15 protein-coding genes and 2 tRNA genes are annotated in these 26,182 nt (G+C 38.0%); 7 read left to right on the top strand and 10 right to left on the bottom strand.

Features of this window, described 5'->3' with window-relative positions:
- Position 1: 1 nt before the first annotated feature.
- Positions 2-337 (top strand): hypothetical protein, encoded by a 336-nt coding sequence (locus J655_RS19695; protein ID WP_032052820.1) that lies wholly within the window; start codon positions 2-4, stop codon positions 335-337.
- Positions 337-561, top strand: a complete 225-nt coding sequence (locus J655_RS19690; protein WP_017480501.1) for a hypothetical protein — start codon at positions 337-339, stop codon at positions 559-561. The genes J655_RS19695 and J655_RS19690 overlap by 1 nt, the downstream gene beginning before the upstream one ends.
- A gap of 138 nt (positions 562-699) precedes the next feature.
- Here the strand turns inward: J655_RS19690 and groL are convergent, their stop codons facing one another.
- From groL to J655_RS19665, 5 genes are all read right to left on the bottom strand, one after another.
- Positions 700-2,334, bottom strand: a complete 1,635-nt coding sequence (gene groL, locus J655_RS19685) for a chaperonin GroEL (RefSeq protein WP_002120607.1) — start codon at positions 2,332-2,334, stop codon at positions 700-702.
- A gap of 58 nt (positions 2,335-2,392) precedes the next feature.
- Positions 2,393-2,683 (bottom strand): co-chaperone GroES, encoded by a 291-nt coding sequence (locus J655_RS19680; RefSeq protein ID WP_002120604.1) that lies wholly within the window; start codon positions 2,681-2,683, stop codon positions 2,393-2,395.
- A gap of 240 nt (positions 2,684-2,923) precedes the next feature.
- On the bottom strand, positions 2,924-12,475 hold the full coding sequence (locus J655_RS19675; RefSeq protein WP_032052819.1) for an Ig-like domain-containing protein: 9,552 nt from the start codon (positions 12,473-12,475) through the stop codon (positions 2,924-2,926).
- A gap of 303 nt (positions 12,476-12,778) precedes the next feature.
- Complete coding sequence (locus tag J655_RS19670) at positions 12,779-13,537, bottom strand: metallophosphoesterase family protein (protein WP_017480496.1); 759 nt, start codon at positions 13,535-13,537, stop codon at positions 12,779-12,781.
- Complete coding sequence (locus J655_RS19665) at positions 13,518-14,456, bottom strand: diacylglycerol/lipid kinase family protein (RefSeq protein WP_032007026.1); 939 nt, start codon at positions 14,454-14,456, stop codon at positions 13,518-13,520. The genes J655_RS19670 and J655_RS19665 overlap by 20 nt, the downstream gene beginning before the upstream one ends.
- A 391-nt stretch (positions 14,457-14,847) precedes the next feature.
- On the opposite strand from J655_RS19665, the gene J655_RS19660 reads away from it, so the two are divergent.
- Positions 14,848-16,680 carry a phosphoenolpyruvate carboxykinase (GTP) gene (locus J655_RS19660; RefSeq protein ID WP_005067621.1) on the top strand — a complete coding sequence of 611 codons (1,833 nt, stop codon included), beginning with the start codon at positions 14,848-14,850 and terminating at the stop codon, positions 16,678-16,680.
- A 41-nt stretch (positions 16,681-16,721) separates the two neighbouring features.
- Here J655_RS19660 and glpD read toward each other — a convergent pair whose 3' ends face one another.
- Positions 16,722-18,239 carry a glycerol-3-phosphate dehydrogenase gene (glpD, locus tag J655_RS19655; protein ID WP_032007024.1) on the bottom strand — a complete coding sequence of 506 codons (1,518 nt, stop codon included), beginning with the start codon at positions 18,237-18,239 and terminating at the stop codon, positions 16,722-16,724.
- A 154-nt stretch (positions 18,240-18,393) separates the two neighbouring features.
- Entirely contained in the window at positions 18,394-19,902 is a 1,509-nt protein-coding gene (gene glpK, locus J655_RS19650) for a glycerol kinase GlpK (protein WP_032007022.1), read from the bottom strand.
- A 373-nt stretch (positions 19,903-20,275) separates the two neighbouring features.
- On the opposite strand from glpK, the gene J655_RS19645 reads away from it, so the two are divergent.
- Both J655_RS19645 and J655_RS19640 read left to right on the top strand, forming a co-directional pair.
- Positions 20,276-21,607, top strand: a complete 1,332-nt coding sequence (locus tag J655_RS19645) for an MFS transporter (RefSeq protein WP_005803945.1) — start codon at positions 20,276-20,278, stop codon at positions 21,605-21,607.
- Positions 21,608-21,724: 117 nt separating this feature from the next.
- Positions 21,725-22,147, top strand: a complete 423-nt coding sequence (locus tag J655_RS19640) for a hypothetical protein (protein WP_002115580.1) — start codon at positions 21,725-21,727, stop codon at positions 22,145-22,147.
- Positions 22,148-22,170: 23 nt separating this feature from the next.
- Here J655_RS19640 and J655_RS19635 read toward each other — a convergent pair whose 3' ends face one another.
- A complete protein-coding gene (locus J655_RS19635) occupies positions 22,171-22,839 on the bottom strand; it encodes a class I SAM-dependent methyltransferase (RefSeq protein WP_017480493.1) in 669 nt (222 codons plus the stop codon).
- A 256-nt stretch (positions 22,840-23,095) separates the two neighbouring features.
- On the bottom strand, positions 23,096-23,944 hold the full coding sequence (folD, locus tag J655_RS19630; protein WP_032052813.1) for a bifunctional methylenetetrahydrofolate dehydrogenase/methenyltetrahydrofolate cyclohydrolase FolD: 849 nt from the start codon (positions 23,942-23,944) through the stop codon (positions 23,096-23,098).
- Positions 23,945-24,096: 152 nt separating this feature from the next.
- Between folD and J655_RS19625 the strand changes: the two genes are divergently transcribed.
- Positions 24,097-24,170 (top strand) — tRNA-Cys (locus tag J655_RS19625).
- Between the two features lie 11 nt (positions 24,171-24,181).
- A tRNA-Leu gene (locus J655_RS19620) sits at positions 24,182-24,267 on the top strand.
- Between the two features lie 103 nt (positions 24,268-24,370).
- Here the strand turns inward: J655_RS19620 and J655_RS19615 are convergent.
- A complete protein-coding gene (locus J655_RS19615) occupies positions 24,371-26,176 on the bottom strand; it encodes an alkaline phosphatase D family protein (RefSeq protein WP_032042574.1) in 1,806 nt (601 codons plus the stop codon).
- Positions 26,177-26,182 lie beyond the last annotated feature (6 nt).

The raw sequence follows: 26,182 nt of genomic DNA, 5'->3' as shown, positions 1-26,182 counted from the left end.
AATGTCATACCAAATTCAACCGGTTGAAGTACCAGATGATTTAAATAGCTGCTGGTTCCACCCTGATATAGAGAAGCACGACACTATTGGAGAGCATGCTGAGTTTTATACAAAAGAACAATGGGCTCAGCTACAAATTAATCTTGGTGTAGAAATTCTTGTTGAGCGTTTGGAATATTGGGATATTCCAGAAATTCCTGAAGACGACTGTGCAGATTGGTCAAACTGGAAACCACAAACACCTATAAAAGATGCCTTTCTTATTGCCGGTTTTGATACAGAAGATGGGCCTTGTTTGTGGTGGGCAAAGCCTAAAGCGGAAAGTAAGGAGGGGTGATGGGAGTTGCAATTGATTTAACAAACACTGAACGTAGAGTTTCAACTGCTGAATTTGCCCTTCGCATGAATTTTTCAGAAAAAGAACTTTACGAACGTATTAAGGATGGAAGAATTAAGCCACCTGTAAAGGATGGACGTAAAAACTTCTGGTTAAATAGTTATGTTCTTAGTTGCATTCGACAAGGTGCAGATGAAAATGAAATTCAGGAACTGAGAGCATGAAATCAGTAAAGAAAAAGGTCGCATTAAGCGACCTTTTCTTATGTGGCTAAATCAAATGTGAGTAATACTGTGAGTAACCAATCATTAAATTAATAATTAAATACCATATTACAAACACTTAACTTAAAATTGAGCGGTTTACATCATTCCGCCCATACCACCCATACCGCCCATATCTGGAACAGCTGGTTTATCTTCAGGAATGTCAGTAATCATACATTCTGTAGTTAACATTAAGCCAGCAACAGAAGCTGCATGCTCAAGTGCAGAGCGAGTTACTTTAGCTGGGTCAAGGATACCCATTTCTAACATATCGCCATATTCACCAGTTGCAGCGTTGTAACCAAAGTTACCTTCACCACCTTTAACAGCATTGATCACTACAGATGGCTCATCACCAGCGTTTGCAACGATTTGACGAAGTGGAGCTTCGATCGCACGGCGTAAAATGTTAATACCTGCTGTTTGATCTTCATTAGCGCCTTTTAAGCCATCTAATGCATTAACCGCACGTACTAGAGCAACACCACCACCAGCAACAACACCTTCTTCAACTGCTGCACGAGTTGCATGAAGCGCGTCATCTACACGGTCTTTCTTCTCTTTCATTTCAACTTCAGTCGCTGCACCGATTTTAATTACAGCAACACCGCCTGCTAATTTAGCAACGCGTTCTTGTAATTTTTCACGGTCATATTCTGAAGTAGATTCTTCAATTTGAGCACGGATTTGTTGAACACGCTCAGCAATACCAGCAGCATCACCAGCACCATCAACAATAACAGTGTTTTCTTTAGACACAGTGATCTTGTGCGCAGTACCTAAATCTTGAAGAGTTGCTTGCTCTAAAGACATACCAACTTCTTCAGAAATAACAGTTGCACCAGTCAAGATTGCGATGTCTTGAAGCATTGCTTTACGACGGTCACCGAAACCAGGAGCTTTAACAGCACATACTTTGATAATACCGCGCATGTTGTTTACTACAAGTGTAGCAAGCGCTTCACCTTCAACATCTTCAGCGATGATAAGAAGTGGTTTACCAGTTTTTGCAACCGCTTCTAAAACAGAAATCAATTCACGGATGTTGCTGATTTTCTTGTCAACAAGAAGAATGAACGGATTTTCAAGTTCAGCAGTTAAAGTATCTTGTTTGTTTGCAAAGTATGGAGAGATATAACCACGGTCAAACTGCATACCTTCTACAACGTCTAACGCGTCTTCGAAGCCAGAACCCTCTTCTACAGTAATTACGCCTTCTTTACCTACTTTTTCCATCGCTTGAGCGATAAGTTTACCAACAGTAGTATCAGAGTTAGCAGAGATAGAACCTACTTGCTCGATCGCTTTGAAATCGTCAGCTGGTTTTGCATTTGAACGGATATTTTCAACTACAGTTTTTACTGCGATATCGATACCACGTTTTAAATCCATTGGGTTCATACCTGCAGTTACAGATTTAATCCCTTCATTTAAAATTGCTTGAGCAAGTACAGTTGCAGTTGTCGTACCGTCACCAGCGATGTCGTTAGTTTTGCTAGAAACTTCACGAACAAGTTGAGCACCCATGTTTTCAAACTTGTCTTTTAATGAAATTTCTTTAGCAACAGTTACACCGTCTTTAGTGATGTGCGGAGCACCGAAAGAACGGTCAATTACTACGTTACGACCTTTAGGGCCTAAAGTCACTTTAACCGCATCTGCAAGTACGTTTACGCCTGCAATCATTTTTGAACGAGCTGAATCACCAAATTTTACGTCTTTAGCTGACATATTAAACTCCGAATCTTTTTAAATACTGAATCTGATAATGAATTGAGTTATGGATTGATTAGCCTTCCAACACAGCTAAAATGTCTGACTCTTTCATGATTAAGAGTTCTTCACCACTTACTTTCACTGTTGTACCTGCATAAGTACCAAACAATACTTTGTCACCAACTTTAACATCCAAAGCACGTACGCCATTCTCAGTGATTTGACCATTACCTACTGCAATTACTTCACCTTGAGATGGTTTTTCAGCAGCAGAACCTGGAAGTAAAATACCACCAGCAGTTTTGGTTTCTTCTTCTACGCGACGAATTACAACGCGATCATGTAATGGACGAATGTTGCTCATAATTAACTCCATCAGACTAAGTCTTTTTGATTAATCGTTATTGCTTTAATCCAGAGCAATAACAAAATATTTAGATGTCACTTTTGTGGGGATGAAAAAAAAGGCTTCAAGGGGAAAATGAAAAAAAACTTATCTTTTTTGGTCATTTTTTAACAAGTTGTGAAGAGTTTTTATTAAATTTAAAGCACAAAATAAAAGAGGCTATTTTCATAGCCTCTTTTATAAAGATAAATATTAATGTTAAACAAAGAGTTGCTGGTTATTTAACAATTCATCTAATGTTGTATTTACCTGATTTAAAGTTATCAATGAAACACTACTAAACATTGTACCTTCACCATCTCGGTCAAGACTAATAGTCGTGTTTCCAGCATCTTGCTCTACAGTAATAAATTTCGCTAATGTGCTCACGTCTTTAGAATAGTCAATTAATAGTTCACTTAAATCGATTTTGTCTGCTTGAGTATCAGTTCTTACATCACCTAAAGTAAAATCTAACACCGTATCATGTCCATTCCCACCAGTCGCATCTTGGCTATTTAGCAATTGGAACAGTATGGAATCAGTACCTTCATTAGTCATATAGGTATCGTTACCTTCACGCCCATTCAAAACGTTATTACCAGAGTTACCTGTTAAAAGATTATCTAAAGCATTGCCTGTTGCATTTAGATGAGCAGAACCAACCAACTCCAAGTCTTCAACATAACGACCACTTTCTAGACCTTTCAACCAATCAGAATATCCAACCAGACTATAACTCACAGAGCTAACTATTTTATCGTGTCCACCAAAATCGACATCTCTGTAGCCTGATTCGATAAGCTGGTTCTCCCAATAGCCACTTTCTACCCAAACATCTTCATAATGACTTGTATCAAAATAGATATCTTCAAAATGACTAGTATCAACCCAGCCTTCTTCTGAACGTATATAGGTCAGTTCGTAGCCTTCTTGCCATTGTTCATTTACAGCATCATAATGTTGTTCTACATATCGACTATAGTCGCTCTCTGCCGTACCATTATCTATATAAGTTATATTACCTTGATTTATATATATTTTTTGTATAGTCGAATAACCACTTATGATCCACTGCTTTTCATAATATACATCTGTTATTAATTGTTGTTCATAATATCCATCAAAAAGCCATATCTGTTCATAATGCCCTTCATTAATCCATTCTGGATACATATAGCTATTATCAATCCAAACATCTTTATATGTTGCATACGGCTCAACAGTATATTCTTCAACAAAATCACTTATATGATCAACTATATACGTATTATCCGTAGCATCACCTTTAAATTGATCGACAGTGATTGTAGGTAAATCATTAATCGCTTTGCTGATAGTTTCACTACGATTTCCTGCACGATCAATAATGGTAAGGTCAAATGACATTGCAGTCCCATACACATAAGTAGAGAAAGTTCCATCTGCCATGACCGTAGTACTCGTTACGGAAGGTTCTTGATCAGCAAAATAATATGTAATTTCAAGAGTAGCCTTACTTTCTGCGTGTCCCGTGAGCTCTCCCCATCCATTTATGGCAAGCTGGGTGACCACTTTCGGTGCTGTTGTATCATTTGTAGCAATAATCGTTGTACCTACACTCACATTTTGATTGGCATCAACTACTTTTACCGTCAATGTTTCACCATGCCAATATTGTGACCATAAGTATGTTGTGAAACTTCCATCATTTCTGACAGTAGTTTGACCAACTAAATTATTATTAGCATCAAAAATATTAACTGTTGAATATGCTTCCGCTTGTCCTGAAAGTACATTTCCATCTTCTAAGACAAGCTGAGTTGCTGCATTTGGTGCGACAGTGTCTATAGGTGCCTTAATTTCGGTGTAAGCGCTTTGATAGCCATTTTGCTCCACAACAATGCGTAAAGTTTGCCCATTCGCCTGAGGTGAGTATAACTGGATATTAAAATGCCCTGTTTCATCTACAGAACCACCACCAATATAATTACTATACACATCAAAAATACGCACCTCACTATTTGGTGTAGCAGTTCCCTCAATGAAGAAACCATTTTCAGATACAACGACCTGATCTGCTGTTGGTGGTGCATTAGTGTCTGGATTAAAAGTAATATTAAGTGGGGTACTTATATTTTTAGCTAAATCTATTGCCGTTATAAATAACTGCTCTCCACGTAATAATGGTGGATAAATACTAGCATTGAAATATCCTAATTCATCCGATTGAAATTCTGCTCTAAAATCTCCATCCGCATCCATTACTTTAATGGTTACTTTCGGATCAGCTTGTCCCGTAATACCATAACCGTCATTACTAATCACCACATCATTAATTATTGGAGCAATATTGTCTAAAGACGCAATAATTTCAGAGATTAGGCTATATTGATTCGTATTCTGGTCATAAACTCGAACTTGTAATGTCTGTCCCTGTAGATAGTAATCAATTAACTGAATAGCAAAACTACCATCTTCATTCACAACATTATTCCACCCTCCATTAATGATCTGACCATCAGTAGATGTAACAACAATCGACATTCCTGCTGTTGCCTTTCCTGTTAGAATATGGCCATCTACATCCAGTTTTAGCTCTGTTGCAGTAATTGGTGAGTTGGTAAATACAGGTACTAACTGATGAGCAACTTCGCTTCGGTTGCCAGCAATATCTTTGACAACAATACTCAAATTTTGTGTCTGGTATTGACTCAGATTAATCCATTGATTAAATGTGCCATCGTACCAAACATAAGTTGTTGCGATAACTGCACCATATTGATCAATAATTTCAATCGTTGCATTTGGCTCAGCCTCACCAAAAAGCAATCCGTCAGAGGTTAATGTAATATTTGAAGCAGCTGATGGTGCAACATCATCAATTAAAGCATTATGTTTAACCTCAATACTTCGGTTACTTGCTTGATCAATTACAACAAATATAAGCTCTTCTCCATGTAAATAGACTTGATTAAAATAACCTGACACGTTACCAGTACTATCTACATAACCATAGCCTACAACCTCACCCGTAGCATTTTTGACTTCAATCCGAGTATTTACTTCTGCTTGCGCAGTAAAGTTTTGACCGTTTGAGTCGAGCACAATATTTTCAATCGGATTTGGCGAGATATCATCAATTAAGGCATTCTGTTTGACCTCTGTACTGCGGTTACCAGCTCGATCAACTACAACAAAAGTAAGCTCCTCTCCATGTAAATACACTTGATAGAAGTAACCAGAAACATTACCCATGCTATCGGTTGAACCAGATCCTACCACCTCACCAACAGCATTTTTAACTTCGATTCGACTATCTGCTTCCGCTTGCGCTGTGAAGTTTTGACCATTTTCATTTAAGACAATGTTTTCAATCGGATTTGGTGCAATATCATCAATCAAAGCATTTTGCTTAAATTCAATACTTTGATTACCTGCTTTATCTATAACGATAAAAGTGAGTTCCTCACCTTTTAAGTAAACCTGATTGAAGTGACCTGACACATTACCAGTACTATCGACATAACCATAGCCAACAAACTCACCCGCAGCATTTTTGACACTAATAAAACTATTTGCTTCTGCTTGTGCTGTAAAATTTTGCCCATTTTCATTAAAGATGAGGTTTTGAATCGGATTTGGTGCAATGGTATCCATCAAAGCATTTAACTTAAGTTCGACACTGCGGTTACCTACTCGGTCTATAACAACGAACGTTAATTCTTCTCCATGTAAATACACTTGATAGAAGTAACCCGTCACACTACCAGTGCTATCGGTAGAGCCCCAACCTATCTGACTACCAAATGAGTCAAAAATTTCAATCTGACTATTTGCTTCTGCTTGTGCTGTAAAGTTTTGACCGTTCGCATCAAGTACAATATTTTTAATCGGATTTGGGGCGATATCATCAAGCGGCGCCTTAACTGAAACAGCTTCACTCACATTTCCAGCAAGGTCTTTAACAATGACTGTAAACTCTTCACCATGTAAATTGTAAGTACCGAAAGAAATAGTGAATGTACCATCAGCATTTACACTCTGACTCCACGTATTCACCTGTTGACCATTCTGATCAAAAATCTGGATGAAGGTATTTGGCTCAGCTACACCAGAAAGGGATGAACCATCTTCACTAAACGTGAGATTACTTGCAGCCACAGGAGCAAAATCATCAAGCGGTGCTTTTACAGTAACCCCACCACTCAAATTACCAGCCCGATCTACTACAACTATCTTAAACTCTTCGCCATGCAAGTAGTTACTGTATAAAGAGATGTTAAATGTTCCATCCCAATTAACATTATTATTCCACTGATTTACCAATTGACCATTCTGATCAAATATTTGAATCGTAGCATTTGGCTCAGCCATACCAGTTAGATATGAACCATCTTCGCTAAATACTAAATTAGTCGCATTTTCCGGTGCCGTATTATCAAGAAAGGCTGTTTGTTTTACTTCAACGCTACGATTACCAGCTTGATCAATCACAACAAAAGTGAGCTCCTCACCTTTTAAATAAACTTGATTCAAGTAACCCGAGACATTACCAGCACCATCCACATAACCAGAACCTACAACCTCACCCGCAGCATTTTTAACTTCAACTTTGCTATTTGCTTCTGCTTGCGCTGTAAAGTTTTGACCATTTTCATTAAAGATAATGTTTTCAATCACATTCGGAGCAATGTCATCAATCAAGGCATTCTGCTTGACCTCTGTACTACGGTTACCAGCTCGATCAACTACAATAAAAGTGAGTTCTTCACCATGTAAATAGACCTGATAGAAGTAACCTGAAACATTCCCCATGCTATCGGTTGAACCAGATCCTATGACCTCACCTGCAGCATTTCTAACTTCAACTTGAGTATTTGCTTCTGCTTGCGCCGTAAAGTTTTGACCATTTGAGTCGAGTACAATATTTTCAATCGGATTTGGTGCAATCTCATCAATCAAAGCATTCTGCTTAACTTCTGTACTACGGTTACCCGCTCGGTCAACGACAACAAAAGTAAGCTCTTCACCATGTAAATAGACCTGATACAAGTAACCAGAAACATTGCCTGTGCTATCTGCTGATCCATAACCAATAATGTCACCATTGGTATTTTTAATTTCAATCTGACTATTTGCTTCAGCCTGAGCTGTAAAGCTCTGACCATTGATATCTAATACAATATTTTCAATCGGATTTGGTGCGATATCATCAGTTAAAGCACTCTGCTTGACCTCTGCACTACGGTTACCCGCTCGGTCAACTACAACAAAAGTAAGTTCCTCACCATGTAAGTAAACTTGCGGGAAATAACCAAATACATTACCTAAGCTATCGGTATAACTAGTAGTAATCTTATTTCCATCCTGATCTAATATTTCAATAGAGCTTCCAGCTTCTGCCTGAGCTGTAAAGCTTTGGCCATCTTCGTTGAAGATGATATTTGCAATCGGATTTGGTGCAATGGTGTCAATTAAAGCATTTTGCTTAAATTCGACACTGCGATTACCAACTCGATCTATGACAACAAAAGTAAGCTCTTCACCATGTAAATAGATTTGATTGAAAAAGCCTGAGACATTACCAGCACTATCTGTAGAGCCCCAACCCGTCTGATTACCTAATGAATCAAAAACTTCAATCTGACTATTTGCTTCTGCTTGTGCTGTAAAGTTTTGACCGTTTGCATCAAGTAAAATATTTTTAATTGGATCCGGTGCAATATCATCAAGTGGAGCATTTATTGAAACAGCTTCACTCACATTTCCAGCTTGGTCTTTAACGGTGACCGTGAATGCCTCCCCATGTAAATTATTGCTACCTAAGAAAATAGTAAATGTACCATCCGAGTTTATGGTGTTATCCCATATATTCACGAGCTGACCATTATGATCAAAAACCTGAATCGTAGTATTCAGCTCTGCTACGCCTGTAAGATATGAACCATCTTCTGAGAAAACTAAATTGCTGGCTGGTGTAGGAGCTAACGTATCAGCGGTAATTACAGTATCGGTGCTTACTTGCCCACGAGCATCCTTAATTGATAAGAAAAACTGCTCACCATCAACAAGAGAGCGGTCAAGCTGGAGTTTAAAATAACTTGATCCATTCCAACCGTTATCTTCACCGACTTTAATTTCGGCTACGATTTCACCTTTGGCATCTTTAACAATGAGAGTACTATTATTTTCAGCTTGCCCACTTATCACTCCGTCCGAAGTAAAGCTATCTACATGGGGGGCAAAAGCATAATTAGGCGCCTGTATCTGAGCTGCTAAACTTACATTTCCATTTACATCGGTAGCCGTGACATAAACCGTCTCAGCATTAGTTAAAAATACACCTAGTTCTATCGAGAAACTTCCACTCTCATCGGTCCAGTTATTCCAGAACCATTTATTAAGAATGTTTCCTTGCCCATCTTTAACTAAAATTTCAGAGAAAGGTTCTGCATGACCATAAACTAAATCGCCAGCATCATTGAAATTTAAATCTGTTGGGACAGGTGGAGGAGTCAGATCTACAATGATATTCTGCTCAGGACTCATCAACCCTTTATTATCAATAATTTGAACGGAAATTTGCTCTCCATCAATTAAAGGACGGTTTACACTCAAGCTAAAATGACTAAATTCATTCCAACTATTGTCATCACCTAATGTAACCTTTCCTAATTCATTACCGTCAGCATCACACACGATTACTGTACTATTATCTTCAGCAAACCCCGAAATTAAGCCTTCTTGTGTAATACGTTCAACATGTGGAATATAAGCAAAGTTTGGAACTTCAATTAGAGTTTCACTCGTATTTTGATTTTTATCTACTACTTGTACGGTAACCGATTCGCCTTCTTTTAAAAATTGGAACACTTGTAAACTTGCAAAGCCTTGTTCATCGGTAAAACCTGTAGCAATTAAATTACCCTCTCCAGAAAATGCACGAATAAAGCTGTTCGGCTCATTAACATGTACTGATAAAGTTTCACCACTGATATCAAACTGTGGAGTTTCTAAAAATACTGCAGAAGTATAGTCTGCGGTAATATATTGTGGATGGCCTGAAATATTATCTTTATCTGTAGAAATAATAATTTGAGTGCCTTCCTCCAAAGGTTGGTCGAGAGACAAAGTAAATGGTCTGACTTCACCTAATGCCATTACACTAAAAGGCGTAATACCTGAACCCTCAAATGCAATGGAGTTAAACTCTTGCAGAATATTTCCATTCTGATCTTTTACAATAAAATGACTACCTTCAGTCGCATAACCAGTGATCACACCTTCTGGACTAATTCTTGTAATACTAATAGCAGGAACTTCAGTTACTAGGCCAATTGACGAATTTTCACTGCTGTATCCATTATAAGTAGCGACCGCATAAATTTCTTGATTAGTACTAATAGAAAGGTCTTGTAAAGTAAATTTACCCTCCTCATTAGCTATTGTAGTTGCAAGCCAGTCACCATTTTTATTATATATATCAACTTTACTTCCTTTATATGCACTACCTGAAATGATAGCTCCATCTATATTATTGAAAGTTAGTGAATCTAGAGTTGGCGAATTCGGAGTATGATCTACATTATAATTTTGGGTCTGTTTAATAATGGCTGTATTGCCAGCTTGATCAGTAAGACTAATATCAATTGATATATTGGTTTGCGATTCTTCTGACCACAAAAACTCTGCTGGAATTTCAGTAACCCACTCTTGGGTAACTTCATCAAAATGAAAGTTATAAACAACATCGTTTAAAGTCGTATTTACTGATGTCAGTGAGCTATTTAAATCTGTTGGTAGATTATCTACTTCCAGTCTTATAGAAATAACTTGATCTTTTTCAACTAGGCTTATTGTATTGTCTTCAGTAATCGGCTTTACAGTTACTGTAGTTGATTCAATATTTAAAGAATTATCTATAATTAATTTTTCCACACCAGTTTCTGATGTGTTGCCTGCAAGATCTGTCACTATAGCTTTATAGAGGTAACTTCCATCAGCTAAATTTTTTTGATCAGCTGTTGTCTCCTGCCAAGTTTTTCCTTCATCGGTAGAGACTTCATAGTGATCTAATAAAGCAGCTTGTTCTCCAATTACAATCGGTTGAGCTAGCTTCAAAGTAAAATTATTATCTTGCGTAATTTGATCGGTTGCTGAAACACCTGTATCACTCAAATCAGATAAAGTTAGTTCACCTGCTTGTGGTGCGGTAGTATCTACAACGACTTTTTGTATAGCGGTTTCTGATGTATTACCTGCAATATCTGTAACTATAGCTTTATATTGGTAAACACCATCAGCCAAATCTTTTTGATTTACTGTCGTTTCCTGCCATGTCTTTCCTTCATCTTTTGATATCCAGTAAGTGATTTGGCTATTGACTTCTTGTCCACTAATCTTTAAATCAAAAGTTTTATCTTGTGTAATTTGATCAGTTGCCGAAACACCTGTATCACTTAAATCAGATAAAGTCAGTTCACCTACTTGTGGTGCTGTTGTATCGACAACAACTTTTTGTATAGCGGTTTCTGATGTATTGCCTGCAACGTCGGTTACTACAGCTTTATATTGATAAACACCATCGACCAAATCTTTTTGAGCTACTGTTGTTTCCTGCCAACTCTTTCCATCATCTTTCGATATCCAGTAAGTAATTTGGCTATTTACTTCTTGTCCGCTAATCTTTAAATCAAAAGCTTTATCTTGCGTAATTTGATCAGTTGCTGAAATGCCCGTATCAGTCAAAGCAGCTAAAGTCAGTTCACCTGCTTGCGGCGCTGTTGTATCCACAACGACTTTTTGCACACTGGTTTCAGATATGTTGCCTGCAACGTCGGTTACTACAGCTTTAAATTGATAAATACCATCAGCCAAATCTTTTTGATTTACTGTCGTTTCCTGCCATGTCTTTCCTTCATCTTTCGATATCCAGTAAGTGATTTGGCTATTCACTTCTTGTCCACTAATCTTTAAATTAAAAGTTTTATCTTGTGTAATTTGATCAGTTGCCGAAACACCTGTATCACTTAAATCAGATAAAGTCAGTTCACCTACTTGTGGTGCGGTAGTATCTACAACGACTTTTTGTATAGCAGTTTCCGATGTATTTCCCGCTCGGTCCGTTACTACAGCTTTGTAGAGATAAACACCATCGGTTAAATCTTTTTGAGCGACCGTTGTCTCTTGCCAAGTTTTTCCTTCATCGGTAGAGACCAAATATGTTACTCGGCTGCCACTTTCCTGTCCCTCAATCTTTAAAGTGAAGTTTTTATCTTGAGTGATCTGGTCGATTGTAGAAGCCCCTGAATCCAAAAGATTTTTGAGATTCAAAGTACCTGGCTCAGGAGGCGTCGTATCTTTAGAATCGTTCCGAGACAATAAAGCAATTGTTCCGGCTCCTGCTAAAGCGCTGACTACCCACGACCAGAGGGGTACAGAAGATGGACTATCAATAAGCTTTGGCGTATCTTTTAATTCTAAATAATTAACAGTGGTCTGTCCGCTAGCATCTTCTCCCAGATTAGCAGCCCAATAACTCTGCCCTTCATTTAAAAGAATTTGCGGGTTTTCACTAATAAAATAGTTTTCTAAAACAATTTCAGTTCCATCTTTTAGATGAACAATTGCACTGTTTCCTTCTCTTGTTATTGAAGAAATTTTTTCTGGATTTATATCGATTTTTGCGACTTCTTTAGGATTTACTACAATATTTTTTGTCTGGCCTACATTAATATCAACTGTATTATTTTTTGAAGCATTATTTGCCATTAATGATACTTGTACCATTTTTCCACCATGAAATTTTAAATATTATTAAGTTATTCTAAAATATTAAGATAAATAGATACTCATTTAATCAAATATTATTAACTATCATAAAACCCTAAACCCTTATTGTAGCTACTTTAAATCGCGGCTTTTTATATAGTTAAAAATTTTTTATGTATCCATTAATATTATTTTTAAAATGATAAAACATTTAGAATGTTTTCCTATTCCCCATATATAGAATTTAAAGCTTAGGCATTGTAATGGATAAAATTTTATCAATCTACTCTTAAGTTAAATGTCTTATAGAATTTTTATAAATTAAATTAATTGAAAAATCTTTAAATCATAATTAAACCAATAATGATTAATTTTTCCTTCATTTGAAATGACATTAAAACTATTTGGAACATGATAATGCAAACGGCTAGAAGTTGCTGTTCCTGCATGAATATCATAAATAGGATGATCTATCTTTAATTGATAAATTTGCGTTAAATCATATACAGCAGTTTTATGTAAATGCCCGTGTAACATTCCAAATAGTCCCGTTGTACTCCATTTTTCGAGTGCCATTTTTCCTAATACAGGACAATCTTTAATACCATGCTCATCATCAGGTGGAGTATAAAAAGGTTGATGGAAAACAACTAATTTGATTTTATCCGCTGGCGCTTGCTGTAATCGCTCATATGTAGTTTGAATTTGCTCAATCGAAATATGTCCACGAGTATGATAACGACGGCGAATACTATTCACCCCAACAATATAAAAATGTTCAGTTTCTATAGTTGGTTCAAGCTGGCCAAAAAAATATTGGTAGCGAGTAAATGGTGAGAAAAAACGGTTCCAGATATGGTACAACGGAATATCGTGATTACCAGGCACAACAAGATAAGGAATATTAAGGCTATCTAAAAACTGACGGCATTTATAAAACTGTTGATATCGGGCACGTTGAGTAATATCACCACTCACCACAATGACTTCAGGTTTATGTTGAGTGCAAAAAAGTCGGATTGCATCTAAACATGCCTCAACTTCTGTTCCAAAATGCAGATCAGATAGGTGTAACAACATTTGGCACCATAATATTTAAAGCATTCTTTTCTACAGAGAAATTTAAAGGTGCTTTCATCTCTAATATTTCACCATCTAAAGCTACTGTAAGTTTTGATCTTTTTGCACAATCTACCACCACATGATCTGCACAAAAACTATAAACATCTTGGGTCTCTTCTACTTTGCCTTGAATCCACTGCCACAACATGTTTAATAAACTAAGCCTATCACTTTTCGTAATGACCACTCCAGCGACCCGACCTTGTGCTGCACATTCGGCAATTCTTAATTTCATATCACACAACTGCAACTGGTTATTACCAAAGAAAATTAGAGGGGTTTTGACTGGATATTTCTTCCCATCAACTGTGACGGAAAGTTTCATGGATTTATTTTCTCTTAATAAAACATCCAGAGCTGAGGTATAGGCATGTAAAGGTAAGCGTCCTAAATATTTATTATAAAGCTCACGTTTCTTTATAAATAATGGATAAAGTCCTAGACTCGCATTATTTAAATAAACATGGTCATTAATTGTCGCAATATGTACAGAGCGTGGTGTACCTCTAGCGATGACTTCAGCAGCTTCTAACAAATCTAAGGGAATATCTAAAACTTTAGCGACATAATTAAAAGTTCCCAAAGGTAAAATTCCCATAGGGATATGAGTATGTCTAAGTTTTGATGCTACCGCATTTAATGTTCCATCCCCACCCGCTGCAACAACAACACCTAAGTTTGCATTTTGGCTATGCCGATGAATTACTTGAATCATCAAATCATCAAAAGAAACATCTTCCGCTAATTCAAAAACTTGTATTTCAAAACCAAATTCGGTGAACACGGTCATTAACTGTTCATACATATCTTCATGTTTTGACGCATGAAAACCCGACTTTTGGTTATAAATGATAGAGAGAGGTTTTAAAGTCCGCATTTTTATTATCTTAGAGGGATTCATCCTGAATATTGTATATAAAAACACCTAATAAAAGTCTCTTTATGTAAATTTTGAATGAAGATCATTTGTTTAATCAATAATAATTCTCAAGAAAAAAATAAGAATCAAGATATTGATTTTTAAGGAAATAAATAATATAAATAACATACATACAACATAAAAATATTGAGAATAAGATATTGTAAAAAACTACAAGTTAATGATTTAAATAAGAAAAATATAAAAAAGTAAAATATCTATTTCTTAGTCTTTAGTCTTATTTTTTTTATGATTTTGTGCTTTAATACAGCCACTTTTTTATTTGATCTTTCATTGTACCTCTCAATGAATGACTTGTACGTTGTACATATTTTGAATAGGCCTCACCATGACCACAGTGAACGCACCAGAATTCGTTCGTCATCCTAAGCTTATCGCATGGGTTGAAGAAATTGCAAACTTAACCAAACCAGCAAAAATCGAATGGTGTGACGGAAGCGAAGAAGAGTATCAACGTCTAATCGACTTGATGATCGCTAACGGCACCATGCAGAAATTAAACCAAGAAAAACATCCTGGTTCTTATCTTGCAAATTCTGACCCATCTGACGTTGCACGTGTTGAAGACCGTACTTACATCTGCTCTCAAAATAAAGAAGATGCTGGTGCGACAAACAACTGGGAAAACCCAGCTGTTATGCGTGAAAAATTAAATGGTTTATTTGAAGGCTCAATGGAAGGCCGTACCATGTACGTTGTTCCTTTCTCAATGGGTCCTTTAGGTAGCCATATTGCTCATATCGGTATTGAGTTAACTGACTCTCCTTACGTTGCTGTTAGCATGCGTAAAATGGCACGTATGGGTAAAGCAGTTTATGACGTATTAGGTACAGACGGCGAGTTTGTTCCTTGTGTACATACAGTAGGTGCTCCACTTGCTGAAGGCCAAAAAGACGTTGCTTGGCCATGTAACCCTGAAAAATATATCGTTCATTACCCAGAAACTCGTGAAATCTGGTCTTTCGGTTCTGGTTACGGCGGTAACGCATTACTTGGCAAAAAATGTTTAGCTCTTCGTATCGCTTCTGTCATGGGACGCGAACAAGGTTGGTTAGCTGAACACATGCTTATTCTTGGTGTAACTAACCCTCAAGGTGAAAAACACTACATCGCTGCAGCATTCCCGTCTGCATGTGGTAAAACAAACTTTGCAATGTTAATTCCACCAGCAGGTTATGAAGGTTGGAAAATCGAAACTGTAGGTGACGATATTGCTTGGATCAAACCAGGTGAAGATGGTCGTTTATATGCGATTAACCCTGAAGCTGGTTTCTTCGGTGTAGCTCCTGGTACAAACACCAAGACTAACCCGAACTGTATGGCAACTCTTCATAAAGATGTTATCTATACAAACGTAGCGGTAACTGAAGATGGTCAAGTATGGTGGGAAGGTCTTTCTAAAGAAGTTCCAACAAACTTAACTAACTGGAAAGGTCAGCCTCACGTAAATGGTGAAAAAGCAGCGCATCCAAATGCTCGCTTCACTGTTGCAGCTGGTCAATGCCCTTCTATCGATGCTGACTGGGAAAATCCAGCAGGCGTTCCAATTTCTGCATTTATTTTCGGCGGTCGCCGCGCAGATACAGTTCCTTTAGTTTCTGAAGCTTTCGATTGGGTTGACGGTGTATATAAAGCGGCAACTATGGGTTCTGAAACTACTGCTGCTGCTGTTGGTCAACAAGGTATCGTTCGTCGTGACCCATTCGCGATGCTTCCATTTGCTGGCTATAACATGGCTGACTACTTTGATCACTGGTTAAGCCTTGGTCAACAAGTAAGCACAAAAGCTGAAGCAGCTGGTAATAAATTACCAAAAATCTTCAATGTAAACTGGTTCCGTCGTGATGCTGAAGGCAACTTCGTATGGCCTGGTTTCGGTCAAAACATGCGTGTTCTTGAGTGGATCATTGATCGTTGTGAAGGTCGTGCAAACGCTGTTGAAACACCAATTGGTCTTGTTCCAACATATGACGACTTGAACTGGGAAGGTACTGAATTCTCTAAAGAAGAATTTGACCTAATCACAGCTCAAGATAAAGATCAGTGGATTACTGAAATTGAAAGCCACACTGATTTATTTAATAAACTCGGTGATCGCTTACCGAAAGCATTAAAAGAACGTCAAGCAGCTTTACTTGAAGCTGTAAAAACTGGCTTCTAATTGCTATATATAAAAAAGGTCGCTATATGCGACCTTTTTTATTATGCGGCATCATCTTTTTGTCGACGCTCAGATAAATAAGCTTCTAATATTTTTACTTGTTTTTCATCAAATGCCAGACCTAGTTTTGTTCTACGCCACAATATATCCTCAGCAGTAGTTGCCCATTCATATTCACATAAATATTTGACTTCGCATTCAAATAAATCATGTCCAAAATTCTGGCCTAATTGCTCTATTGCATTTTTCTCTCTGAGTATATTCCAGACTCTTGTGCCATATGCATGCGCCCAACGGTTAGCAAGTGATTCAGACACTCCACTTACACGTGAATAAATCTGATGCGTTAAATCATCTAGTGTTGTCCAGTTTTCAGCGCCAGGTAATGGCTCATCTGCAGTCCACTCCTCTGCCATATTACTAAAAAACGGGGATAGATCTTCTAAAGCAGCCTCTGCCAGTTTCCGATAAGTTGTGATCTTGCCACCAAACACAGATAACAAAGGTGCTTTTTTATGTTCAGCCTGTAATGCCAAGGTATAGTCACGTGTAATTGCTGAAGGATTATCAGATTCATCATCACATAAAGCACGTACACCCGAGTACTGGCTTACAATATCAGCTCGAGTTAACTGCTTTTTAAAATGTGAATTGGTCACTGTTAAGAGGTAATCAATTTCTACCTCTGTGATCTCTACCTTTTGTGGATCACCTATATATTCCTGATCTGTCGTACCAATCAGTGTATATTTTTCTAAATATGGAATTGCAAACACGATGCGTCGATCTTCGTTTTGCATAATGAAGGCTTTATGGCAGTCATATAATTTTGGCACAACAATATGACTTCCTTGGATCAATCGGATTTGATAAGGCGATTCTAAATTTAGGTTTTCTCTAATAATTTCTTCAACCCAAGGACCAGCTGCATTCACCAAAGCTCTTGCACGTACCTGATAAAACTCTGCTCCGCTTTGTAACTCCAGATGCCACAGCTCTTGTTCCCTATAAGCTTTAATACAACGCGTACGTGTTACGACTTTGGCACCTTTCTCTTTGGCCTGTAATGCATTTAACACTACAAGACGTGCATCATCTACAGTACAGTCAGAATATTCAAAGCCACGTGTGATAGCTGGTTTTAAAGGACTATCTTCTTTGAAGTAAATAAGATTTGATCCTAATAGTTTTTCTCGTTTTCCCAAATGATCATAAAAAAACAAGCCCGCCCGAATTAACCATGCAGGGCGTAAATGTGGTCGATGAGGCATAATAAAGCGCATGGGTTTAATAATATGTGGAGCTTTAGCCAACAACACTTCACGCTCTGCTAAGGCTTCTCTAACCAATCTAAATTCTTTATGCTCTAAATAGCGTAGACCACCATGAATTAATTTACTGCTAGCAGATGAGGTGTGACTAGCTAAATCATCTTTTTCACATAAAAATACCGATAGTCCACGGCCTGCAGCATCATTAGCAATACCAACACCATTAATACCGCCACCGATCACGGCAATGTCATATATTTTTAAATAATCATTAGGGTGTATTTTCATTTCTCATTTTCTTTTTATTGTTGATCTTATAAAAATTAAAACATCAAATGGAAGAAACAACAATCAAAAAAGTAGAATAATCAATTTTAAATAACCAAGTATTTAACCCTTAATTGATCATCCTACTATCGAATTCAACCAGTTAAAGAACGAATTAATCCTCAGCCCAACTTTGACTACGCTTAACTGCCTTGAGCCAACCTTTATAAATAATTTCTGATTGTTCAGAAGACATTTTTGGCTCAAATACCTTTTCTATGGCGGATTTATTTCTTAACTCATGTAGATCTTGCCAGAAACCCGTCGCCAGTCCAGCAAGAAAAGCTGCCCCCAAAGCTGTGGTTTCTTTCATTATTGGACGTTCTACTGGTGTCGCTAAAATATCGGCTTGAAATTGCATCAAGAAATTATTTTCCGTCACTCCCCCATCAACACGGAGTGTACGGAGCTTTTCTTCTGCATCTTGCTGCATTGCATCCAAAACATCTCGGGTTTGAAAAGCAATAGACTCTAAAGTTGCACGAATAATATGTTCAATACTGGCTCCACGTGTGAGACCAAAAATTGCTCCTCGCGCAGTTGGATCCCAATACGGTGCGCCCAACCCTGTAAAAGCAGGTACAACATATACACCGTTACTGTCTTTCACACGTGTTGCATAAAGCTCAGAGTCTTTAGCATTCTTAATGACCTTTAATTCATCGCGTAACCACTGAACGCAAGAACCACCATTGAACACGGCACCCTCTAAGGCATAGTTCACCTCACCACTCGCACCACATGCAATAGTAGTTAGTAATCCATGTTCTGAACGTACAATCTTCTTACCTGTGTTCATTAATAGAAAACAGCCTGTGCCATAGGTATTTTTTGCCTGACCAGATTCAACACACATTTGACCAAACAGTGCGGCTTGTTGATCACCTGCGATTCCTGCGATGGGGATACCAACTTCTTGCCCACTAATGGTATGTGTATATCCATAAACCTCAGATGAGCTACGCACTTCGGGTAACATTGCTCGAGGAATATCTAAAGCTTGTAAAAGTTTTTCATCCCATTCAAGCTTTTCAATATCAAAAAGCATGGTTCGCGAAGCATTGGTAAAATCAGTGACATGGACTGCGCCATTGGTTAGTTTCCAGATTAACCAAGTGTCCACCGTACCGAACAATAATTCACCTCGCTCAGCACGTTCACGACTTCCTTCAACATGGTCTAATATCCATTTAATTTTTGTGGCCGAAAAATACGGATCAATCACCAAACCCGTTGTTTTACTTATGTATTCTTGCAATCCTGCTTTATGTAGTTGATTGCATATCTCAGTCGTTTGTCGACTTTGCCAAACAATCGCATTGTAAATCGGCTTTCCCGTTTTTTTATCCCAAACAACTGTTGTTTCCCGCTGATTGGTAATCCCAATTGCTGCAACTTGTTCACTCTTAATGCCTGCTTGAGCTAATGCTTCTACCCAAACAGCACTTTGCGTAGCCCAAATTTCCATAGGGTCATGCTCAACCCAGCCAGGCTGAGGATAAATCTGAGTAAATTCTTTTTGAGCAATACTTACAACGTTAGCATCATGGTCTAAAACAATTGCTCTTGAGCTTGTTGTTCCCTGATCAAAAGCAACAATATATTTTTTCGGGCAATTTGACATCTGAATGTCCCTTTCATTATTCACACACATCTAGTCCACAATGCCAAGACATCATGCCTAACTATATTTACTTAAAATTTTCTTTGGAATATATCATTATTTTTAAGGGGTATAGGTTTTCTTCGCCCAAACTCTACTCATTCTTTATCAATTTTTACTACTTGGAAAAAAATAATATGCCAAAGATCCCAACAATATTATAAACGTGAGCTGATCGGCTAATTTGAAATCACATAAATATTCAACTTATTCCTTTGCTTAAATAATAAACATTGTTTTACAGACATAAAAAAAATAAAGTGAAATACTCCTCTAGAAAATATGTAAAAACGGAATAAATCTTCTCTCTTTTAGCATTCAACCCAAGCGAAACATGGAGCGACTCATGGTTGATCAACCTTCTACCGCAACAACTCCACATTCTAATTTAGATACAAAAACTCGTCTAAAATCAATTTTGGGCGGTTCTGCCGGTAACCTTGTCGAATGGTACGACTGGTATGTATATGCAGCATTCACGCTCTATTTTGCTCATGCTTTTTTTCCAAAAGGTAGCCAGACGGCTCAACTCCTTCAAGCGGCCGCAATTTTTGCTGTAGGCTTTTTAATGCGCCCGATCGGTGCATGGATTATGGGAATCTATTCCGACCGTAAAGGACGCAAGGCGGGTCTTACGCTTTCAGTCACTTTAATGTGTATAGGTTCGCTGCTTATTGCCGTGACGCCAAGTTATGAAAGTATTGGTGTATTTGCCCCTCTTCTTTTAGTTGTCGCCCGTTTAATTCAAGGCTTAAGTGTAGGCGGTGAATATGGTGCTAGTGCTACCTATTTAAGTGAAATGGCTGAAAGAAATCGACGTGGTTTTTTCTCTAGCTTCCAATATGTAACATTGATTGCTGGTCAGCTCACAGCCCTATGTGTTCTATTAATATTACAAATGGTATTAACTGAAGAACAACTACATGATTGGGGATGGCGTATCCCATTCTTTATAGGTGCTTTACTCGCGATTGTAGTTTTCCGCATTCGACGTGGCCTATTAGAAACTCAATCTTTTAAAAATGCTCAGGCAGAAACAGACCAACCAAAATCAGGCATGTTTGCTTTATTTAAACATTATCCGAAAGAAGCGTTCACAGTATTGTTTTTAACCGCTGGCGGGACTTTAGCTTTTTATACTTACACGACTTATCTGCAAAAATATTTGGTCAACACATCTGGATTCACCAAACCTGAAGCCACTCAAATTACAACTTTAGCGCTATTTATTTTTATGTGTCTACAGCCTGTAGCGGGTGCTTTATCGGATCGCATTGGTCGAAAACCCCTTATGATTTTCTTCGGAATAACAGGTGTTTTATTCACATACGTTCTATTCGATGCACTCGCAAATACACATAACTACTGGACAGCTTTCTGGTTATGTTTTGGGGGTCTCGTAATGGTGACTGGTTACACTTCAATTAATGCCGTAGTTAAAGCTGAGCTCTTCCCTGCACACATTCGCGCTTTAGGAGTTGCATTACCTTACGCGATTGCCAATACGTTATTTGGCGGAACAGCAGAGTTCTTTGCTTTAAGTTTTAAAGAAGCTGGGCATGAATCTTGGTACTTTATTTATGTAAGTATCATGATCTTCATTTCTCTCATTATTTATATTTTTATGAAAGATACCAAGCATCATTCAAAAATCAAAGAACATTAATACTTTACTAATAAGGGCTAATATCGTTCGCCGATGTTAGCTCAAATCATGAGATTAAGCCCCAACAACCTTTGTATTTTATGAGATACTAGCTATAAGAAAATAAGGACGATACTGATGAATAGAAGTATTTTATGCTTGGCATTAAGTAGTATGTTTGTTTTAACTGCTTGTCAGACTACCCCTCGACAATATAATGGTTCAACTGGATACCAGATTGAAAACCAAACAAAAACTTCGGCGACTTTAGCTTACACTTTAGCGGGTCGTAATAACCAGCAACTCGATGAACGTAAATTACAACGCGCTTGTCAGAATGTGCTAGGTGCTCAGAAAGTTTATAAATTATCAATTTTGAGTATCAATGAAATTCCTAATCCAGCGAAAGATGAGCATTATGGAATTCAACTCGGCGAAACTCGTGCTTCTTTTGGCTTATCAAATACACCTAGCTTAAATAATGGTGAAGACTATGCGACTCGCCAAGCGCTTGAAGCACGTCCAAGCACACTAAAAGTTGTTCGTTATACTTGTTCATAAAATAAAAAAAAGACGCTGTTCTTTTACAGCGTCTTATAAAAACTTACATTTCTAAACTCTTTAGCTTCATCTAGATCTGGCCATGTAGAAGCACTTCTTTCTTCAATTTTTTCATATTTGGGATGACTAAAGTTTTTAACACGGCTATCAGCCACCCAGACTTCTGGCGCAAACTTTAAAAATTCATCTAAGAAAAAGCGGTTACATTGATCGTATAAAACATCAGCTGCCAATAAAACATCAACTTGCTCAGCCTTATATAAATCATCTAAATATTCTAGCTCAACATTATTAAGTAAAGCGTTTTCACGGCAAGCATTCAAACTAACTTGATCGATATCACAGCAGATGACTCGTTTCGCTCCTGCCATTTTTGCAGCAATTGCAACTACACCCGAACCAGCCCCGAAATCCAAAACAACTTTATCTTTAACATGGTCCGGCTCTGCAAGTAACCACTGTGCCATTGCTAAACCAGATGCCCAACAGAAAATCCAATACGGCGTATCATTCCAAATACGACGAATAACTTCATCATCTAAGCGATCAGTTGGAAAAACTGGTGGAATCAACCATAAAGAAATAGGCGTTTCTGGTAATTGTTGTACCATCAACTCACAATTGGGAATAACTTCATGTAAGGCTTGAAGTAAATGTTCAGGGGCTTTAGACAGTTGAAAGGTGCAGCTCATCAGATTTCTTTTAATTCATTTTTATAACAAGCATAACAGAGTCATTCCATTATGATTTGAATTTTTAGAATAACCTTCGGTTGGACCTACTTTTCTTTCGGGAAAAGTAGGCAAAACCATTGTCATCCGCAAAACTCGGCAGATACTCTCTAGAATCGAAAGCATCGCAGAAACATTAAATTTTTAACGTATTTCTGCCTCAAACAATTGCGGATGACGGTTACGCGTATCAAATAACAGCCTAGCGTTAATTAAATTAACCTAAAGCTTTTTCAGCAGCTTCTACAGTTTGACGAATCAAAGTTGTAATAGTCATTGGACCAACACCACCCGGTACTGGTGTGTAAGCAGAAGCAATTTCTTCAATACCTTGTAGTTGAATATCACCTACACCACCGCCATCACGAGGATGGAAACCAGCATCTACAACCACTGCACCTTGTTTAATCCAATCTTTTTGGATAAGTTCAGCTTTACCAACTGCACCGACAATAATATCGGCTTGTTTCACAAGCTCAGGGAAGTTTTTTGTGCGTGAATGGCAAAACGTTACTGTTGCATTCGCTTGCAAAAGCATCATTGCCATTGGTTTACCTAAAATTGCTGAACGACCGACTACAACCGCATGTTTACCAGCAATTTCGATATTGTTTTCTTTTAAAATGGTCATGATGCCTGCAGGAGTCGCTGAACCATATGCAGCTTCACCCATAGCCATACGGCCAAAACCAAGACAAGTTACACCATCAACATCTTTAGCTAATGAGATTGCATCGAAACATGCACGCTCATCAATTTGCTCTGGAACTGGATGTTGTAAAAGAATGCCGTGTACATCTGGGTTAGCATTAAGTTTTTCAATTTCAGCTAATAATTGTTCTGTTGTCGTTTCTTGTGGCAATTCAATTTTTAAAGAGTCCATGCCTACTCGACGGCAAGCATTTCCTTTCATGCGTACATAAGTTGCAGATGCACCATCATCCCCAACTAAAATAGTCGCCAAAATTGGGGTACGACCTGTTTTAGCTTTTAAAGCTTCAACACGTACTGACAAATTTTCTTCAATTTGCTTTGCTAATGCGCGACCGTCTAAAACCAATGCCACAGCACATCTCCAAGGTAGACATGAATTTAATGTGCCAATAATACATGATTATTTGGACAAATTTATTCTAGATGTTGCTTTTATGTTCATCTTATCTCAAAACAGTATTGTTTTTTTTGTAAAGGTTGCTAATATGTGCATCACCAAATGTAGGCGGGGTGGCAGAGTGGTCATGCAGCGGACTGCAACTCCGTGGACGCCGGTTCGATTCCGACCTCCGCCTCCAAATTTGGTAAAGCCCGGGTGGTGAAATAGGTAGACACAGGGGATTTAAAATCCCCCGCCCACAAAGCGTGCCGGTTCGAGTCCGGCCCCGGGCACCATTTTCTAGTACAGAAATTGGTGTCATAAAGAATCCAGCGAAAGCTGGTTTTTTTATGTCTAAAAAAAGGATACTTATTAGCATCCCTTTCTCGCCCCATATATTTAAGCAGTTTTTTGCTTATCTTTTTCAGGTGTTAAATTCGCATCCAACACCAATTGATAACCTCGACTAGAATCTACTTTATATTCTGCATTTTTAATTGAATCTACAAAAATCCAATCCGACAGCACCTGCTTATCATCTAGTGTAACCATCAAATAACCCCGCTGATTTAAATTACAATATGCCAATTCATCGATAAGCGTCGTAAAGGCAAATTCAAATTGCTGCAACTGAGCTAGCGGAATACTTAAATATTTTTCAAGACCCGGTGAAGAAACCGAACTTGTCGCCAGTTCAACCCCGACATATTCACCCTTTTGGCTATATAAGTAAGATGTCCACGCATTATGGGTATCGCCTGCCAAAACAATAATTTTCTTATTAAACTCTGCCAATTTAGTGTAAAAGAACTCTCGCTCAGCATAGTAACCATCCCAAGCATCAAGGTTATATGGAACTAAAGTTGTGACTCGAGCTTTTTCTTGAACAGTTAAAGTTGGATCACCCTGCTCTAATCGTAATTTTAATGTGACTAATTCTGTAATTTGCGCATTCATTTTAGCTAACGTATCTGGCGATGTTCCGCCTGAAGTAATTTGCCCCAGCGATGCCAACAACTCAGCAGGAATCCACATTTTACTCATTAAGACTTGCTGTCCCACAACATTCCATGTTGCAGTTGAACTTTGTAAGAGACCTACTATATTTTTCTCTTTACTACCTAATAACCACTCACGCTGAGTTTCACCCATTAAGGTCCGCATTGGATTAGTCAAATCTGCTTGGAATTTTGCAATATCCAAACCATTTGCTGTTATATACTTGCCATAATCCAACTGCTCATCACGGGCAATAATGCGAGTATCTAACATCATTAAATTGACAAGCCCCCCAAAATCAAACCGGCGATAAATCTTAGTATGCTGATCATCGATAGGACGGATAGGCATCCATTCAAAATAAGCTTGTAAAGCCGCTAGCTTTCTTTCTAAAAACTTACCTTCATTCTTTGCTTTTGGAGTTTCTTCCGTATGATTCTCAGCCCCTTCACGCCAAGTATCATTTGCTAACTCATGGTCATCCCAAATTACAATAAAAGGATGACGCTGATGAGCGGCCTGTAAGTCTTTATCTTGACGATACAGCGCATAACGCTTGCGATAACCATCTAACTCAATAATTTCTTTATTATTATCGGACGGTAAAGTACGGCCCAGCTTTGCAGCATCTTCTGTCGCATAGCCATCAGCCCCATATTCATAAATATAATCGCCCAAATGAATCACTACATCCACGTTCTGTTTTGCCATTTCACGATAAACGTAAAAATAACCCGCAGGATAATTAGAACAAGAACATACTGCAAAGCTAACCTTATTAGTAGTTACAGGTAAAGTTTTAGTTTGCCCTATTGGCGAGACTTTACTACCAAATCGAAAGCGATAATAATAAGTCGTACCTGCTTGTAGACCTGTTGCATCCACCTTCACGGTAAAATCGTCAGTTTTAGTCGTTTGAACCGTACCAGTCTTTAAATTCTGCTTGAACTGATCATCGGTAGCAATTTCCCAAGTCACCTTAAGAGGTGCACTAAGGTCTACTGGTGTTAAACGCGTCCATAAAATTACTTTATCTTGCAATGGGTCGCCGCTCGCAACTCCATGTAAAAAATCTGCTTGTGTTTCTGAACCCTCCTCCTCATCGGAACCATCATTACACCCCGTAAAAGCTACAGGCAAAGATAGCGCCCCAAAACCGAACAGACTCTTTTGAATTAATTCTCGGCGTGAAATTTTCTCTGACATAAAATT

It is taken from the genome of Acinetobacter sp. 1294243 (assembly GCF_000588015.1).
Lineage (GTDB): Bacteria > Pseudomonadota > Gammaproteobacteria > Pseudomonadales > Moraxellaceae > Acinetobacter > Acinetobacter pittii.
This window is presented reverse-complemented; position numbering and strand designations above follow the sequence as displayed.